Here is a 16,472-nt window from a genome sequence, read left to right on the forward strand (position 1 = left end):
AACAGAACCTTGGGTTATGGAAGAGATGACGCCGGAGGTTTCCATGAACGCCCGACAGCTTGAAATTTTCCGCGCCATCATGCGCGACGGCTCCGTGACGGCGGCCGCCAATTCGCTTGCCGTTTCCCAGCCCGGCGTCAGCAAGGTGCTGCATCATCTGGAAAGCCAACTGGGCTACAAGCTGTTCGAGCGCATTGGCGGGCGGCTGGTGCCGACGATGGAAGCGCATCTAATCTATGAGGATGCCGACCGGGTTTTTCGCGAACTTGAAGTTCTGAAAAAGCTGACGCGCACCATCGGCGAGCGCAAGCTCGGCCTTCTGCGCATCGGGGCCAGCCTGCCGGTCACCTATTCCGTGCTGCCGGAGGCGCTGCTTGCCTTCCGGCAGGCGCATCCGACCGTCAAAATCCACCTCAACGCCCTGCCCAAAAAAGAGATTGCCGAACAATTGCTGCTGGGCGACATCGATTTTGCGGTAACGCTCTCCACTATTCAGGCGCCGACGGTGCGCAGCGAAATTCTCGCCTCCGTACCGGTCGTGGCGGTGATGCGGCATGATGATGCCCTGGCCGAAATGATGACGGTGACGCCCCGCGACCTCGCCGGCAGGCCGCTGATTTCCTATGGCAACCATGCGGACGAGATCGGCCCGCAGCTGAACGAGGTCTTCGAACGCGACGGGCTTATACGGGACGTCTCGGTGCAGGTCACCTCATCGGTCGGTGCCGTGCCGCTGGTGCGCGGCGGCATCGGCATCGCCCTTGTCGACGGCCTGGTGCGCTGGAACAGTTTCGAGGGGGTGACGGTGCGCCCTTTCATGCCTGAAGTGACGATGAATGTCGCCGTTTCCACCAACACGGCCCGGCCGCTCTCGCGCTTCTTCAAACCCTTCGTCGGTGAATTGCGAAAGCTTTTCCGCGCCCTTCCCGCGCAGAATTGACGGACAAAACAATACCCGCAAGGCCTGAGCCTGCGGGTATTGCAGTCCGCCGCATGTGTTCGAACGGTCAGCTTTTCGGCAGGCCGGGCGGGTTGGTCCGCGATTCCGGCAGGGCTTCTTCCGATAGCTGCCAGCGATCCAATATCTTCGCGTAAGCGCCGCTCTTGATCAGATCGTTGGTGGCAAGCGTCAGCGCATCGGCCAGTCCCGACCCTTTGCGGGTGGTGATGGCAACATCGGAACGCTCCGGCCAGCCGGCGGAAAGGGTCCCGACACGCTTGATGGTCTTGTCGCGCGCGGCGATGAAGACCAGCTGCGCATGCGGCTGAACGATCACATCCGCCCGCCCCGCTGAAAGCGCCACAAGCCGGGTGGCTTCATCATCGTAATATTGCAGCTCGATCGGTTTCAATCCGGCGGCGACGTTTTCGTCGCTCCATTTCAGCAGAATACGCTCCTGATTGGTGCCGGCGCCGACGATGATCCTCAGGCCGGCCGCGTCCTTCGGCTCGCGGATGGCGGTTATGCCGCTGTCTGCCTTGACGAAAAATCCGTGCAGGCCCTGACGATAGGTGGAGAAATCGAACTTCTCCTTGCGCTGCTCGGTAACGCCCACATTCGAGATCACCGCATCGTATTTGCCGGAGGCGAGCCCCAGCGGCCAGTCTGCCCAGGCAACCGCCACCAGTTCCAGCTCCAAGCCGAGGCTGTCGGCCACCGCAAGGGCGTAATCGGGATCTGCGCCGACCACCGTTTTTGCATCCGTCGCATAGGTTGCGAGCGGCGGTCCGCCGGGTGCGACCGCGACCGTGAGTTTGCCCGGCGTGACGAATTTGAAATCCTTCGGAACGGCGGCAATTGCGCCGGGGTCTTTTTCGACCCGGATGCGGCCGGGCTGATCCGGCGACAGGTCGAAGACATCGGTTGCGAAAGCCGACCCAAGACCGACGATGGAGAAAAAGGCGCCGAGCGTGGCCGTGGCGAGACGAGAGGTGAAGGTCATTGTGGTTTCCCGATAGAATGCCCGATAGAATGACTGCGGGACGGAGGTAGCGCGGACGGGAGGATGCCCGCGCTACCGGCTGAGTGATGTCCCACCTTCAACTCAGCTTTTTCGAAAATCTGGCCTCAGCTCTTGGGCAGGCCGGGCGGATTGGTGCGGGATTCGGTGATGGCTTCGGAACCGAGATTCCAGCGAGCGAGAACCTTGCCGTAATTGCCGTTCTTGATCTGGGCGTTCAGCGCGGCGGTGATGGCCTCGGCTATGCCTGCGTCCTTTTTCGAAGCGACGGCGATCTCGGCCGCTTCCGGCCAGCCACCGGAGAAGGTGCCGACAAGCTTCGTCTTCTTCTGGCTTGCCGCCTGAAAGGCAGAGGTCGCGTTGGGGCCGAGATAGGCATCCGCGCGGCCGGATTGCAGGGCGACGTCAAGCACGGCCTGATCGTCGTAATATTGCACCTCGGTATCCGCCAGTCCCTTCGCCTTGTTGTCCTTGATCCATTTCAGCAGGATCTGCTCCTGATTGGTGGCGGCTCCGACGATGACCTTCAACCCTGCGACATCCTCCGGCTTGCCGATGGACGTGACCTTGCTGTTATTGCCGACGTAGAAGCCGAGCAGATCGTTGCGGTAACTGGAAAAATCGAACTTTTCCTTGCGGGCTTCCGTCACCGTGATGTTGGAAGTAACGGCGTCATATTTGCCGGATGCAAGACCGAGCGGCCAGTCCGCCCAGGCGATCGGAACAAGCTGCAGCTCAAGGCCAAGGCTGTCGGCGACCAGCTGGGCGATGTCCGGCTCCACGCCGATCGGCGTCTTTGTGTCGCTCGCATAATCCACCAGCGGCAGGCGGAAGGGAACGGTCGCGACCGTCAGCTTTCCGTCGGCAATGAACTTGTGGCCGGCGGGCAGAAGCTTGATTGCCTCTTCCACTTTTTCGGCGCGCACCCGCCCCTTCTGTTCGGGCGACAGGTCAACCTCCTGCGCATGCGCGGCCGGGATGAGCGCAGCGGTGGCGGTGAAAAGACCGCCGGCAAGCAGGGACAATAATTTCGATGAAAATGCCATGTGAGTGTTTCCTTTGTTGTTGATTAGAGAACTTTTGCGAGAAATTCGGCCGTGCGCGGGTGGTCCGGCTTGTTGAACACCTTCTCCGGCGTGCCCGTTTCGAGAATACGGCCCTGTTCCATGAAGACGACCCTGTCGGAGACTTCGCGGGCAAAGCCGATTTCGTGGGTGACGATGATGAGGGTGACGCCGGAGCGGGACAGCTCCTTGATGACATCCAGAACCTCATTGACCAGCTCCGGGTCGAGCGCGGATGTCGGCTCGTCGAAGAGCAGCACCTTCGGCCGCAGCGCCAGAGCCCGGGCAATCGCCACACGCTGCTGCTGCCCGCCTGAAAGCTGGCGGGGATAAGCGCCTGCCTTTTCGGCCAGACCGACGCGGGCCAGAAGATCGCGCGCCTCGGCTTCCGCCTGTTCTTTCGATATGCCGCGAACAACGACGGGCGCTTCGGCGATGTTTTCAAGCGCCGTCAGATGCGGGAACAGGTTGAAGCTCTGGAACACCATGCCCACTTCGACGCGGCGCTTCAGAATGTCCTTTTCCTTCAGCTCATAAAGCGTGTCGCCTTTCTGGCGATATCCGACCAGTTCACCGTCGATGGCGATGAAGCCGTCGTCGACACGCTCCAGATGGTTGATGGAGCGCAGCAATGTGGACTTGCCGGAGCCGGACTGGCCGAGAATGGTGGTGACGCTGCCTGCCGGAATGGAGAGCGTGACATCGTCCAGCACCTTCAGTGTTCCGAAGGACTTGGAAACGCCGGCGATATTGACCGAACCGCCACGATTGCCGAGCTGGAAACTTCCCGTCCTGGCGGCAGCCGGTCTTTCAATGGGGGGCGCTGGCGTCTCCACCGCTTCCGGCAAAGGCGTGCGCGGCAGGAATGTGCGATAGAGCGTGGCAAACAGCGAGGGCGGCGGATTGCGCAGCGCACCGCGCGAGAAGTGGCGTTCGATGTGATGCTGAACAATGGAAAGCGCGGTCAGGATCACCAGATACCAGACGGTGGCGACCATCAGCAGCGGGATCACTTCCAGATTGCGGCGATAGATGATCTGGATCGTATAGAACAGCTCCGGCAGCGCGAGGATATAGACCTGCGACGTGCCCTTTGCGAGGCCGATAATATCGTTGAAGGCCGTGGGCAGGATAGAGCGCATCGCCTGCGGCAGAACGATGCGGGACGCCTGCCGCCTGCGCGGAAGACCGAGCGCGGCGGCGGCTTCGAGCTGACCCTGATCGACTGAAAGGATTCCGCCGCGAACGATTTCGGAGGCGAAGGCGGCCTGATTGAGCGTCAGCCCCAAAACGGCCGCTGCAAAGGGCGTCATCAGCTGTGTCGTATTCCAGCTGAAGAAATTGATGCCGGTATAGGGCACACCGATTGTCACGGTTTCATAGAGATAGCCGAGATTATTGAGGATCAGCAAAAGCACGATCAGCGGGATGGAGCGAAAAATCCAGATATAGGTCCAGGAGACAGCGACCAGCAGCGGAGAACGGGAAACACGGGCAAGCGCCAGCAGGGTTCCCAACACAAAACCAAACAACGCACCGAGCGCGGTCAGGAGCAGCGTCCGGCCGAGACCGACCAGCACCGGTTCGGCGAAGAACCATTCGGCAAACACATCCCAGCCCCAGCGCGGGTTGCCGAAAACGGAATGCACGACGGCGGCAATGATGAGGACGGAGAAAACCGTGCCCACCGTCCGCAGCGGGTAGCGGGCCGGAACGATGCGGAAATGGGAGTAACCGCCCGTGATCGGTTCACTCTTCTTGTCGCTCACGGCGAGATGCGGAAAATCAGAGGCTATCGTCATCGGAAAAAGCCTTTCACGGATGGGCGGAAGAGGGTTGCGGCCGGACAGTCGCTATCGGCGCTCCTCCCGGAATCGAGGCGGATACGGGTTCGGAAAGAAATTTTTCGAAGGGCAACGACCGGATCGTCTCGGGATCGGCCGCGGTATCGAACAAGGCGCGATAACCATTGGTGAGATAAAGGCCGACCGCTTCCGGCTGACGGAAGCCGGTGGTCAGATAAACCCGGGCATAACCCTGCCGGATCGCCTGCTGCTCCAGTTCCCGGAGCACGATTTTCGCAAGCCCCTGCCGGCGATGGGCGGAATGGGTCCAGACCCGTTTGAATTCCGCCGTTTCGTCGTCGTAGCGCATGAAGGCGCCGCCGGCGATCGCTTTCCCGTCACGCAGGAGCAGCAGGAAATTGCCCGATGGCGGGCTGAAGGCTTCCGGCGGATATTTGTTCAGCTCCGCCTTGGCCCCTTCCGCACTGAAGAACGTGCCGTAACGGCTGTCATATTCGAACAGCAACTCCTCCAGAAGCGGCGTTGCGAGCGGATCCTTGACCGATGTGTAGAAAAAACTGTCGCTCATGTCCTTGTCCTAATTTTCGCGTCAGGAGAGATAGGCTTCCGCCAGCCGCACCCAGAAGCGTGCTGCCGGCGCGATGATCGCGTCGTTGAAATCGTAGTGGGGGCTGTGCAGCGGCGCGCTGTCGCCATTGCCGACGAAGAGATAAGAGCCGGGCCGCTCCTGCAGCATGAAGGCGAAATCCTCGCTCGCCGTGCGCGGCTGGAACGCTTCGGCGATCTGCCCGGCGGCGAAATGCCGTTTGGCGACATCGCGGGCGAAGACCGTCTGAGGGGTATGGTTGATGACAGGCGGGAAACCGCGGGAATAGGCGACCTCGGCCTTCGCGCCGAAGCTCTCGGCCTGCGCTTTGGCCAGCGCCGGAAGCCGCTCCTCCAGCCTGTCACGCACGGCAGGCGAAAAAGCCCGGGCGGTGATCTGAAGCTCGACGCTCTCGGGAATGACGTTGGAGGCGGTTCCGCCATGGATGGAACCGACCGTCAGCACCGCCATCTCGCGCGGATCGACATTGCGCGAAACGATGCTCTGCAGGGCGGTGATGAAACTGGCCGAGGCGAGAACCGGATCGACCGTCTCATGCGGCGCGGCGCCATGCCCGCCCTTGCCGACGATCCGCACCTTCGCCTTGTCGACGGAGGCCATGGCGGGGCCTTCGACGAAACCGAACTGCCCGGTGTCGACACCCGGCCAATTGTGCAGCCCGAAGACCGCATCGACCGGAAACCGCTCGAAAAGCCGGTCCTTTATCATCGCCCTTGCCCCGGCGCCGATCTCCTCGGCCGGCTGGAAGATCAGCGTCAGCGTGCCGGAAAAATTCGATGTTTCGGCAAGATACCGGGCAGCGGCAAGCAGGATCGTCGTATGGCCATCGTGACCGCAGGCATGCATGACGCCCTGCGTCTGGCTGGCATAGGCAAGGCCGGTTTCCTCGACAATCGGCAGCGCATCGATATCGGCGCGAATACCGACGCGCTTGTCGCCATGACCGCGTTTCAACGTGGCGACAACGCCGTGGCCGCCGACACCTTCCGTCACCTCATATCCGAACGACAGCAGATAGCGGGCGATGAGCGCCGCCGTGCGTTTTTCCTTGAGCGAAAGCTCTGGATGCCGGTGGAGATCATGCCGGATGGCGATGCTCTCATCGATGAAGGCAAGGATTCCCCGTTCGGCGTCGTCCTGCGGACGCGCGCCGTCAATGCGGATATTCATGGTTCTGTCTCCTGCGCGGCTCGCTACGCGCCGCGTCTTGAAATCTGCACCGGGCGGCAATCGTCTCCGCCCGGCTGCAAGCTCAGGCGATGGCCTTGTCCGACCCGTTTTCGCGGCGGGAATAGACGCTTTCCCTGAAAGGCAGGCCGAGATGGTCGCGCAGCGTCGCCCCTTCCAGATGCGGATCGAAATAACCGCGCCGTTGCAGCACCGGGATGACGAGGCGGATGAAATCGTCCAGTCCCTCGGCAATCACCGGGAAGCCCAGAATGAAGCCATCGGCCGCATCGTGCTCCACCCAGCGGATGATTTCGTCGGCCACCTTGTCCGGCGTGCCGATGAAACCTTCACGCGGGGTCGCTGCCTCCAGCGCCGCCTCGCGCAGCGTCTGGTTCTTTTCCTTGGCGCGCCGCTTGATGCGGTCGGTCGTGGAGCGGAAACTGTTCTTGCCGATCTCGCCGAGTTCGGGGAAAGGCTCATCCAGCGGATAGACGCTGAAATCATGATGATCGAAGAAACGGCCGAGATAGGCCAGCGCATCCTCGATGGTGATGAGGTTGCGGATGAGGTCGTATTTCGCCTCCGCTTCCTCCTGCGTCTCGCCGACAATCGGGCCGATGCCGGGGAAAATCTTCACATCGGCAGCCGACCTGCCCTGCGCGACGGCGCTCTGTTTCACACGCTTGAGGAAGGTCTGATTTTCCTCAAGCGAAGCGGAATTGGTGAAGACGGCATCCGCATGTTTGCCCGCAAGACCGATGCCGGCATCGGAGGAGCCGGCCTGGAATACCACCGGCTGCCCCTGCGGCGAACGCTGGATATTGAGCGGGCCTTCCACCTGGAAGAAACGGCCCTTATGGCCGAGCGTGTGGAGTTTAGCGCGGTCGAAGAACTGTCCCGTCTCGCGGTTGCGCAGGAAAGCGTCGTCGTCCCAGCTATCCCACAGGCCCTTGATCACTTCGAGATATTCGTCGGCAATCTCGTAGCGCAGCGCATGTTCGGGGTGGTTGCGGCTGTAGTTCTTCGCCGTACCTTCGAGCGGCGTCGTCACCGCATTCCACCCGGCGCGGCCGCCGCTCAGCAGATCGAGCGAGGCGAACTGGCGGGCAATGGTGAAGGGGTCGCTATAGGAGGTCGAAACGGTGCCGGCGAGACCGATCTTCGAGGTCACGGAGGCGAGCGCCGAAAGGATCGTCAGCGGCTCGAACCGGTTGAGGAAATGCGGGATCGACTTGTCATTGATATAGAGCCCGTCCGCCACGAAAGCGAAGGCGATGCCCGCCGCTTCCGCCTTCAGCGCGGTCTTCCTGAAGAAGTCGAAATTGACGCTGGCATCCACCGGGCTTTTGGGGTGCCGCCAGGCATTCATGTGCCCGCCGGGGCCCTGAAGCATGATGCCGAAACGGATTTTCTTTCTCGTCATGTCATTCCCTCCTCAGAGAAAATTACGCCGCCCGGGAAAGGCGATGCGTGGCAAGCAGTTCTATCGAGGCAAGCCGCTGATCGGCCCCGACATGCGGCGGCTCGATGATGAATTCCTTGATGCCGTGCTCCTCGGAAAGCGCACGAAGCGCCTTGTGAATATCCTCCGGCCCGCCATGCAGGACGTTGGGTTTTCGCTCTTCGATGCGGTAATCGGTATCGCCGGACTGGCGGGCGAATTCCTCCGCCTGTTCTCGGCGGCCGAGGTTGAACGCCCGGCCGTCGCTGAGGAATACCCGGTAGATGCGCTGACCTTCCACCTGTCTCGCAGCATGGGCGGGGTCACTGGCCGCAAAAGCCGACAAAGCAAGGATCGGAGCGCTTCCGCCGCTTTCTTCCCGGAAAGCCGAGAGGCTGCGACGAAGAACCTCCGCATCGCCATTGAGGTGGCCGGCAAAGACGAAATTCCATCCCCTTGAAGCCGCAAGCCTTGCGCTTTCCGGGCTGGCGCCGAGCAGGAATCGTTCCGCAGCGACCGGCGGCGCAGGTGTTGCCCGCAGCCCGGCCTGTGCGTGGTCCTGCGGCGCGGCGCCGGACAAAAACGTGGTGAGTTCACTAAAGGCCGTTTCGAAATCCGGTTTACGGGCGGGATCATAGGCCTGCTGCAAGGCCGACGTCGCCAGCGGCAACCCGCCCGGTGTCTTGCCGATGCCGAGATCGACCCGGCCGGGCGCGAGCGACGACAGCACGTTGAAAACCTCGGCGACCTTGTAAGGGCTATAGTGCTGCAACATGACGCCGCCCGAGCCGACGCGGATGTGGGAGGTCTTCGCCAATATCCACGCAACCAGCGCTTCCGGTGCGGAACCGGCAAGCTCCGGCGAATTGTGATGTTCGGCCACCCAGAAACGGCGGTAACCCAGCTCTTCGGCGCGTCTGGCAAGATTGATCGTGTCGCGGAACGCACTCGCCGCGTCCTCACCCGTTGGAACCGGGCTCTTGTCCAGCAAACTGAGCGTATACATCATCACCTCGCGTGTCTTTGATGCATACTTTGTCTACCGATTTTATATTCTAATAAAGGATGATCGTTCCACGTTGCAGCGCGATCAGAGAAAATATTGTTTTCAGTGATGTTTTCGGAAGCCAGCCCTGACAAAGCCATCGGTAAAGCCGAAGGAAAGGCCCAAAAAGGCTGCAACAAGCCGTTTTCCGCGCCACACCCGGACGAAACAGGCTTGCGCCAGAATTCGCTAAAAACTACTTAGTAAGTTAGGAATAATATGGCCCGGCGCCGTAAAACGTGCCGACTCTCTTTTCGGATCATGCGATGTTGACCAAAAAAGGCAAATACGGATTAAAGGCTCTTGTCGATCTGGCGCGGCTGCCCCAGGGCGAGACCGCCTTCGTGACCGAAATTGCAACCCGCAACAATATCCCGAAAAAATTCCTGGATACTATTCTTCTGGAGCTGCGCAATAGCGGTATTCTGCGCTCCAAGAAGGGTCCGAATGGCGGTTATTCGCTGTCGAAAATGCCATCCGAAATCATGATCGGGCAAGTCATCCGCACGCTGGACGGACCTCTGGCCCCCATCCGCTGTGCAAGCCGCACGGCCTTTGAAGCCTGCGACGACTGTGACGATCCGGAGACCTGTCAGGTCAGGGTTTCGATGACGGACGTGCGTGACGCCATCGCAACCATTCTGGACAATATGACGCTTGCGCAATTCGTGGCCAAGGACGGGCAGAACGCCCGCTCCATTCCGGCCGGCGAATAGGATTCCGCACGGCCCTTCATTCGAGCTTTGCTTATTGCCTGCGCAGATCGTCGTCCAGAGACGCGATCAGCCCGGCTTCACTGACGCCTTCGACAAGGCCGAGGCGCGCCATCAGGATTTCAAGCGTGATGGCATTGTTGCGAACCGAACGAAAGGTGACGTTTTCCGCTCCCACCTGCGCCGCATCGATATTGGCCGCAAGGCTGGATATCTGCGCCTTCAGGAGTTCGATGGCGAGAAATATTTCGCCTATCACGGGTCGCGCCGCGCCATCGCCGGCCAGCCTGTCGATCAGCAGCGCCGAAAGTTCACGCTGCTTCTGCCCCAGAGCCACGGCGGCTTTCAAAAGGGTAGAAACGGAAACGGCCAGATTTCCGGCGCCCTGAGCCAGGAAGACCACCTGATCGGCGCGTAACAGACCTTCCCATGACGTATTGGGGCGGTTGCGCAGAACGACAAGCAAAGGCTGCCCGGCCGTGTTGACAGCCGGCACGACAATCCAGTCCGCGTCGCCCCTCACCGACCCCGCAACGTCATCGGGAAGCCGCAGGGCGTAGTCGTCTTCCGTCACCGTAACCGCCTGATCCAGATCCGCGGCAGATATTGCCAGTGCGAAGGTCTCGCCAAGATCGAGACGGGCGAAGAGCGCCTTGCGCTGGTCTTCGCTGCCCGCATTCCTGATGAATTCAAGCGCGGTGAAATGTTCAACGAGATCATGCGCCGCCGCCGCATCGGCTGCGGAAATGATGGCGAGCGCCTGCGAGAGAACATCATTGGTGATGTCCGTCCCGCCCAGTTCCGTTGGAACGGAAAGAGCAAGAAGACCGGAACGGGCGATCCGCGCATGGATTTGCCCGGGACTTTCAACGGCGCAGTTTTCGGCGATCGTGCGGGCAACGGTCAGCACATCGACATCCGCGCCGAGGCGTGGAGGAACAAAACGAAGTCTTTCGCCGAGAGGCGTGACGGATCCCATGCTCAACTCCCTCAAACAATGACAAAGTGAAAGCGCCGAACGACCGGCGCTCAGTCCAGAGAATGATAACGCCCGTTTTGATAGAGCAGCGAATGGCCGGAGCCGATACGGATCGCCTCAACCTTGCCGATGACGATGACGTGGCTGTGCCGTTCGATCGTCTCTTCAATGGTGCAATCGATCGCGGCAACAGCGTCTTCGAGAATGGGCGCACCGCTCGACAGCCGTGTCCATTCCGCACCGCGATACCGCTCCGGGCCCTTCAGGCCGCCGATGCCGGCAAACTGATTGGCAACGAACTGGTGGTTCGCCCCGACGATGTTGACGGCGAAATGACCGAAACGCTGCACCACCGGCCAGGTGGATGAGGAGCGGTTGAGCGCCACCAGAATGCGCGGCGGATCGACCGACAAAGCGGTGGCCGAGGTCACGGTCGCGCCCGTTCGCTCGTCGCCCTCACCCGCCGTAATCACGCTGACACCGCCGCCCAGCGTTCTCAGCGCCGCCTTGAGACTGTCGGCATCCGCCGCCTTGCCGGCGACCGGGTCGCGGAGGTTGATGAATTGTTGATCCTTGGCCGCATATTGCAATGTCATCGGGTTGCTCCTGAAAACAGCTGAATTGTTCAATAGCTAGCAGCGGCGGCGGGGGGTGAAATAGACATCGTTTTCCATAATGATAATATTCTATAGAAATAATGTTTTATGTGCCGCCGTCCGATTTCGTCCCGCCGCAAGGATATCTGCCGAAAAGGTGGGAGGCACAGGTCGCCTCCCGTCGAAGGATCAGGATCCGGACACCAGCTTGACGTTGCCGCCATGACCGCCGCCACCGAAAACCTGTTTCGCGCCGAAAGAAGATCGTATCTGGTTGCGGGCCCCGCCGAGCCCGATTTCCGGAAACAGCAGTTCGGATAGCCGATAGGCTTCCTCCAGATGCGGATAACCCGAGGCGATGACGGTATCGATGCCCAGCGCCTGATATTCCCTGAGCCGCGCCGCCACCGTCTTCGGCGAACCGACCAGCGCCGTGCCCGCACCCGAACGGACGAGACCGATGCCCGCCCACAAATTCGGAGAGACTTCCAGCCGGTCGCGCCGGCCATTGTGCAGCGCCTGCATTCTCGCCTGGCCGACGGAATCCGAAGCCCTGGAGAAGACCTCCTGAGCGGATGCGATGGTTTCGTCGGAGAGCTTCGAGATCAGCCGCTCGGCATCGGCCCATGCTTCCTCGTCGGTTTCACGCACGATGAAATGCAGACGGATGCCGAAGGTAACCTTGCGCCCCTTTTTGGCGGCGGCGGCGCGCACCTTGGCGATTTTTTCCGCCACCTGCGCCGGCGGTTCGCCCCAGGTGAGATATTTGTCGGTGATACCGGCTGAAAACTCGATGCCGGCATCGGAAGAGCCGCCGAAATAAAGCGGCGGGCGCGGTTCCTGCACCGGCGGCAGCCCGAGTTTCGCGTCCACTGCCTTGATATATTTGCCGTCGAGGCTTCCCTTGCCGGTTTCGATCAGCGAATTGAACACCTTGAAGAACTCATCGGCGTGATCGTAACGCTCGTCATGCGGCAGGAAAATGCCGTCACCGGCCAATTCCTGCGCGCTGCCGCCAACCACGATGTTGAGAAGCAGCCGGCCATGGGAAACGCGATCGAGCGTCGAAGCAAGCCGCGCATAATAGGCGGGCGAAGCGACGCCCGGACGGATGGCGACGAGAAATTTCAGCTTTTCGGTATAGGCGGCGAGATTGGCCGCAAGGATGAAGGATTCTTCGCAGGCGACACCGGTGGGGATGAGCACGCCTGAATAACCGAGCCGATCGGCGGCCTGGGCTATTTCCCGAAAATAGCCGGGATCGGCAGGACGCGAAAGATCATCCGAGCCGAGATAGCTGCCATCGCCTGAGGTGGGTATGAACCACAGAAAATCGAGTGGTTTATCGGATGTGCTCATCGGCAGGTCCTTTGCAATCTGCCCTCGGGCAATGCGCTTGATGATAAAAGGGTAGCCAATTCCCCGGCGCGTTTAAGAAATTTTGTTCCAATTTCCATCCGGCGAGGAGAGTTTCTCTCCCGGATAAACGGCGCTGCGAAGGGAAAAGGAGCCCTCGCTGATGGTCGTCAGAAGACCGGATAAAGGCCGAGCATCGCAAAGTTCATTTCGCAAATCTCTTCCCGTTCGAGTTCGAGATCGCTTTTCTCCTGCCTGATACGTCCGGAATGATCCAGAGGATGAAGGCTGACCTGTTCCTCGTCCCGCGGCTGACGCCGGGTCAAACCGAACAGATCGAAAGTAAACGCATGAAGTCCCTGCGGCATGTGCGCCTCCTTTGCTCAACTCCCCTTATCCTCAGGCGACCGCCCGAAATCGTCAATATTTTCCATAAAATTACTATTCTATAATTGGAGGATCGCCGGCAAATGTGGACTAAGGTTGTGGCGGCGGGAAAAAATCCGTTTCCGGCCACCGATAATGGGGCCATCGCCGCTTCATCTGGCGACGGCGGTAATTTTCAGGTGTCCGGCCTCACGGCAAGACAAACCGGCGCTTGAGAAAAAGGCCGGCAAATGCGCCCAAGCCGCAAAAAACAAGAAATACCCAGCCGGAAAGCGCGCCCGCATGGATGCCCGACAGCAGCACGCCAATGGTGCAGCCAAGCGCGGTCATACCGCCCCAGCCCATCAGCACGCCACCGGCAAACCGTGTTGCCAACCCACCGGCGGAAGGCCATGCGGGCTGAAATTTTCCTGATGAAAGCGCAGACGCGAGACTTGCAAATATCAGTCCCGAAACGAAGAGGCCGTTCGGCGACAGGATCGTCGTCTTAACGGCACTGATGCATCCCCGCACCGTGTCCAGCCCCGCGAGCGTTTCCGGCACCCAGCCCGCCGCAGCCCCTGCCGTTCTGACGATGCTGCCGAGTTCGGCCGTCACCCCAAGCGGCGCGACACGGAAATAGGAAAAGGCGCTGATGGCCGCGACGAGAACCCCTGTGACGACGGGCGGCCAGCGGTCGATGAAGACGCTTCGGAATGCCTGTTGCAGCCGGTTTTCCGGGGCCTCGTCCGCAGAAGCGGGGGCGGTTTTATCGAAAAACAGAACGAGAAGGATCAGAATGGCCAACACAGTGCAGGCGATCAGCAGCGCCGGGCCATATCCCAGATGATGCGGCAACCAGATGGGCCAATCGTCGAAAATGCTGACCGTATAAAGAAAATTCCAGCTCAGAAACGCCAGCAGGAAACCGACCCCCGCTCCCACTATGGCAAGCACGGAACCGAAGGCCCCCTCACCCAGCCGATAAAAATGCCCTGACAGGCAGGAGCCGGAGAGCGCTGCGCCGAAACCGAAGACGGTCGCCGCCACCGCCAGAATCCAGCCGACGGGACCGATATGCGCATTGGGCGGCAGGCGGCCGGGTTGCGGCACCGGCATCCACGCCGCGGTGACGATCTGGTAAAACACCACGCCCGCCAGCAGAGCGACAAGAATGGCCACAACACCGTCCGAACGCCTGCCGTCGATAAAATCGCGAAAATTGCAGAGAAAGCAGAACCGTCCGCGCTGCATCACGATGCCTAAAGCGGCCCCGGCCAAAAGAGAAAATGCAAGCGACCTGCCATTCTCAAGCAGCTCCAATCGATAAGCAGCAACCATCAGGGCGCATAAGATGGCAAGCGCCACGAGGCGGGAAAGGGTCAAGCGCATGGAATACCGGCGATGTCGGAAGAATAGATGCCGGCGCGCCACCCGACGCGCCGGCTCACGGATGAAGGCAGCTAAGGCTTATTTGCCCGTCCAGACCGTTCCCGTCGGATTGCTGATCGGCACACCGACCGCATTTCCGTACTCGGTCCAGGAACCGTCATAATTGCGGACGTCGTAACCGAGGATTTTTTTCAGCGCGAACCAGGTGTGGCTGGAACGCTCGCCGATGCGGCAATAGGTGATGATGGGAGCCGAGCCGTCGACGCCCTTCTCGGCATAGATCGCCTTGATCTCTTCGGCCGATTTGAAGGTTCCATCCTTGTTGACGATTGTGCCCCAAGGAACATTGACGGCGCCGGGGATGTGGCCGGCCCGGACGGAAAGCTCCTTGACGCCATCCGGCGCGAAAATCTTGCCGGAATATTCATCCGCCGAGCGGATATCCACCAGCTTGATGTTGTGCTTGCCCTCGGCCACCGCAACGACGTCCACAAAGCGCGCCCGGACCGAGGTGTCGGGCTCGGCAAGCTTCAGTTTCGTTTCGGCCGTTGCCGGTGCGGATGTGTCGAAAGGCAGTCCCTGCGCTTCCCAGAGCTTGCGGCCGCCATCCAGCAGTTTCACCCGGTCGCCCAGACCGTAGGTTTCGAAAATCCACGCCCCCCAGGCGGCAAACCAGTTGTTGTTATCGCCATATAGAACGATCGTCGTATCGTCACCCACGCCGGCCTTCTGCAGCAGGGACTGGAAATTGTCGCGCGCGGCAATGTCGCGTTTTTCCTTGTCGACGAGATCCGTATGCCAGTTGAGGTTCACCGCACCGGGAATATGCCCGCGCTCATAGACGCCCGTATCGACGCTGACTTCAAAGACCCGAACTTTCGGATTGTCGAGATTTTCCTTCAGCCAGTCGGCCGTTACCAGCGCTTCCGAAGCCCCAGCCGTGGCCAACGATACCGCCGACAACAACAACCCGCCGAGAGCCGACGTTACAAGCTTGATCCTGGACATTTCCTTACCCCTTTCCCTGATTTGATGACCAATGAAAGGTGACGGCAAAACCGACCGGAGCGAAGAAATGCTTTTCTATATTTTTTATAGAAAATAAATGCGGCCACTCAAAAACAATCTTCAGGCGAAATTCAAAATTCCATCGGTAAAAATCGCCAATAAAGCGCCCAAAGGTTGTAAACGATGCCGAAACCAAAAGAAGCGATCAACCAACCCGCACTCATCCCATGCGCCAAGGAAGACTGGAAAGCCCTAGCCTTTCTCTAAAAATGCGCGTCGCCCAGGGCAGCCAATCTGCGCAGCCGCGATCCGGCCACCGCCTTTGCAGGTGCGCCATCTGCCTTCAACCGTTCGAGAAGAGCATAACCCTCAGGCCATCGTCCGTAGCCGCTGGCAATATTGATATGTCCGACGGCGCCGAGATTGATGAGATCGCTCCCCCACAGACTTGCACTGCGCGCGAGCTCCTCGCAATCCATATAGGGATCGTTCATGCTGCCCACGACGAGGCTGGGAAACGCAAGCGGTTGCTGCGGAAACGCGCCGAACCGGACGATACAGGGATGCATCGCCTCCACGCGATCGAGATGAGCGGGTGCGACCAGAAGCGCGCCCTTGATTTTGGCGGCCGAGGGGCGAGACGCCATGTTCGCTACCAGCAGACAACCGAGGCTGTGGGCGACGATATAAGCGCTTTCGACTGTCGCCAGCGCGGCCTCGAGACGATCAAGCCAGTCCTCGAGAACCGGGCATTGCCAATTGTCCTGATCGACCAGCCGCGAGTCGGGATCATCCAGCAACCAGTGCCGCTGCCAATGTCCTTCATCCGAACCATTCAGGCCAGGGACAATCAAGGTGGTACACATGCCTGCTCCATGGGTTGTGGGCGGTATGTCGCAAGCATGGTGAATTTCGCGATTTCCGTCGACTATTGCCTTGCTCACCTTTCGAAGCCTCGCGAAAAATCGA

16 protein-coding genes are annotated in these 16,472 nt (G+C 60.3%); 2 read left to right on the forward strand and 14 right to left on the reverse strand.

The annotated features are described in order from the left end of the window. Positions 1–16: 16 nt before the first annotated feature. Positions 17–940, forward strand: a complete 924-nt coding sequence (locus CFBP4996_RS16705) for a LysR family transcriptional regulator (protein ID WP_080854486.1) — start codon at positions 17–19, stop codon at positions 938–940. A 67-nt stretch (positions 941–1,007) separates the two neighbouring features. Here CFBP4996_RS16705 and CFBP4996_RS16710 read toward each other — a convergent pair whose 3' ends face one another. The 7 genes from CFBP4996_RS16710 to CFBP4996_RS16740 all read right to left on the reverse strand — a co-directional run bounded on the left by CFBP4996_RS16710 (position 1,008) and on the right by CFBP4996_RS16740 (position 9,057). Next, positions 1,008–1,943 (reverse strand): ABC transporter substrate-binding protein, encoded by a 936-nt coding sequence (locus CFBP4996_RS16710; RefSeq protein ID WP_020809916.1) that lies wholly within the window; start codon positions 1,941–1,943, stop codon positions 1,008–1,010. Positions 1,944–2,068: 125 nt separating this feature from the next. Further along, the gene (locus CFBP4996_RS16715) at positions 2,069–3,007 is read right to left on the reverse strand and encodes an ABC transporter substrate-binding protein (RefSeq protein ID WP_020809915.1); all 939 of its coding nucleotides are present in this window, start codon (positions 3,005–3,007) and stop codon (positions 2,069–2,071) included. 23 nt (positions 3,008–3,030) lie between these two features. Beyond that, positions 3,031–4,827 (reverse strand): amino acid ABC transporter permease/ATP-binding protein, encoded by a 1,797-nt coding sequence (locus CFBP4996_RS16720; protein WP_080854485.1) that lies wholly within the window; start codon positions 4,825–4,827, stop codon positions 3,031–3,033. Positions 4,828–4,840: 13 nt separating this feature from the next. Then, positions 4,841–5,398: a GNAT family N-acetyltransferase gene (locus CFBP4996_RS16725; protein ID WP_080854484.1), complete on the reverse strand. Its 558-nt coding sequence runs from the start codon at positions 5,396–5,398 to the stop codon at positions 4,841–4,843. Between the two features lie 21 nt (positions 5,399–5,419). Then, positions 5,420–6,607 (reverse strand): M20 aminoacylase family protein, encoded by a 1,188-nt coding sequence (locus CFBP4996_RS16730; RefSeq protein ID WP_080854483.1) that lies wholly within the window; start codon positions 6,605–6,607, stop codon positions 5,420–5,422. An 82-nt stretch (positions 6,608–6,689) separates the two neighbouring features. Further along, positions 6,690–8,030, reverse strand: coding sequence for an LLM class flavin-dependent oxidoreductase (locus CFBP4996_RS16735; protein WP_080854482.1), 1,341 nt, complete (start codon positions 8,028–8,030; stop codon positions 6,690–6,692). Between the two features lie 22 nt (positions 8,031–8,052). Continuing rightward, entirely contained in the window at positions 8,053–9,057 is a 1,005-nt protein-coding gene (locus CFBP4996_RS16740) for an LLM class flavin-dependent oxidoreductase (RefSeq protein WP_162936090.1), read from the reverse strand. Between the two features lie 302 nt (positions 9,058–9,359). Here CFBP4996_RS16740 and CFBP4996_RS16745 point away from each other — a divergent pair, with 302 nt between their 5' ends. Beyond that, positions 9,360–9,809 carry an RrF2 family transcriptional regulator gene (locus CFBP4996_RS16745; RefSeq protein WP_059753414.1) on the forward strand — a complete coding sequence of 150 codons (450 nt, stop codon included), beginning with the start codon at positions 9,360–9,362 and terminating at the stop codon, positions 9,807–9,809. Between the two features lie 31 nt (positions 9,810–9,840). On the opposite strand, the gene CFBP4996_RS16750 is transcribed toward CFBP4996_RS16745, so the two are convergent. The 7 genes from CFBP4996_RS16750 to CFBP4996_RS16780 form a co-directional block, all read right to left on the reverse strand. Continuing rightward, entirely contained in the window at positions 9,841–10,785 is a 945-nt protein-coding gene (locus CFBP4996_RS16750; protein WP_080819230.1) for an acyl-CoA dehydrogenase family protein, read from the reverse strand. 50 nt (positions 10,786–10,835) lie between these two features. Beyond that, positions 10,836–11,381: a flavin reductase family protein gene (locus CFBP4996_RS16755; protein ID WP_080854480.1), complete on the reverse strand. Its 546-nt coding sequence runs from the start codon at positions 11,379–11,381 to the stop codon at positions 10,836–10,838. Positions 11,382–11,570: 189 nt separating this feature from the next. Next, positions 11,571–12,740 (reverse strand): FMNH2-dependent alkanesulfonate monooxygenase, encoded by a 1,170-nt coding sequence (gene ssuD / locus CFBP4996_RS16760; RefSeq protein ID WP_080854479.1) that lies wholly within the window; start codon positions 12,738–12,740, stop codon positions 11,571–11,573. Positions 12,741–12,907: 167 nt separating this feature from the next. After that, the gene (locus CFBP4996_RS16765) at positions 12,908–13,105 is read right to left on the reverse strand and encodes a hypothetical protein (RefSeq protein ID WP_080854478.1); all 198 of its coding nucleotides are present in this window, start codon (positions 13,103–13,105) and stop codon (positions 12,908–12,910) included. 208 nt (positions 13,106–13,313) lie between these two features. Then, positions 13,314–14,495 carry a YeeE/YedE family protein gene (locus tag CFBP4996_RS16770; RefSeq protein WP_080854477.1) on the reverse strand — a complete coding sequence of 394 codons (1,182 nt, stop codon included), beginning with the start codon at positions 14,493–14,495 and terminating at the stop codon, positions 13,314–13,316. A 78-nt stretch (positions 14,496–14,573) separates the two neighbouring features. Next, complete coding sequence (locus CFBP4996_RS16775; protein ID WP_080854476.1) at positions 14,574–15,503, reverse strand: sulfurtransferase; 930 nt, start codon at positions 15,501–15,503, stop codon at positions 14,574–14,576. A gap of 263 nt (positions 15,504–15,766) precedes the next feature. Then, positions 15,767–16,369: an alpha/beta hydrolase gene (locus CFBP4996_RS16780; RefSeq protein WP_080854475.1), complete on the reverse strand. Its 603-nt coding sequence runs from the start codon at positions 16,367–16,369 to the stop codon at positions 15,767–15,769. Between the last annotated feature and the right edge of the window lie 103 nt (positions 16,370–16,472).

It is taken from the genome of Agrobacterium leguminum (assembly GCF_005144435.2).
GTDB lineage: Bacteria > Pseudomonadota > Alphaproteobacteria > Rhizobiales > Rhizobiaceae > Agrobacterium > Agrobacterium leguminum.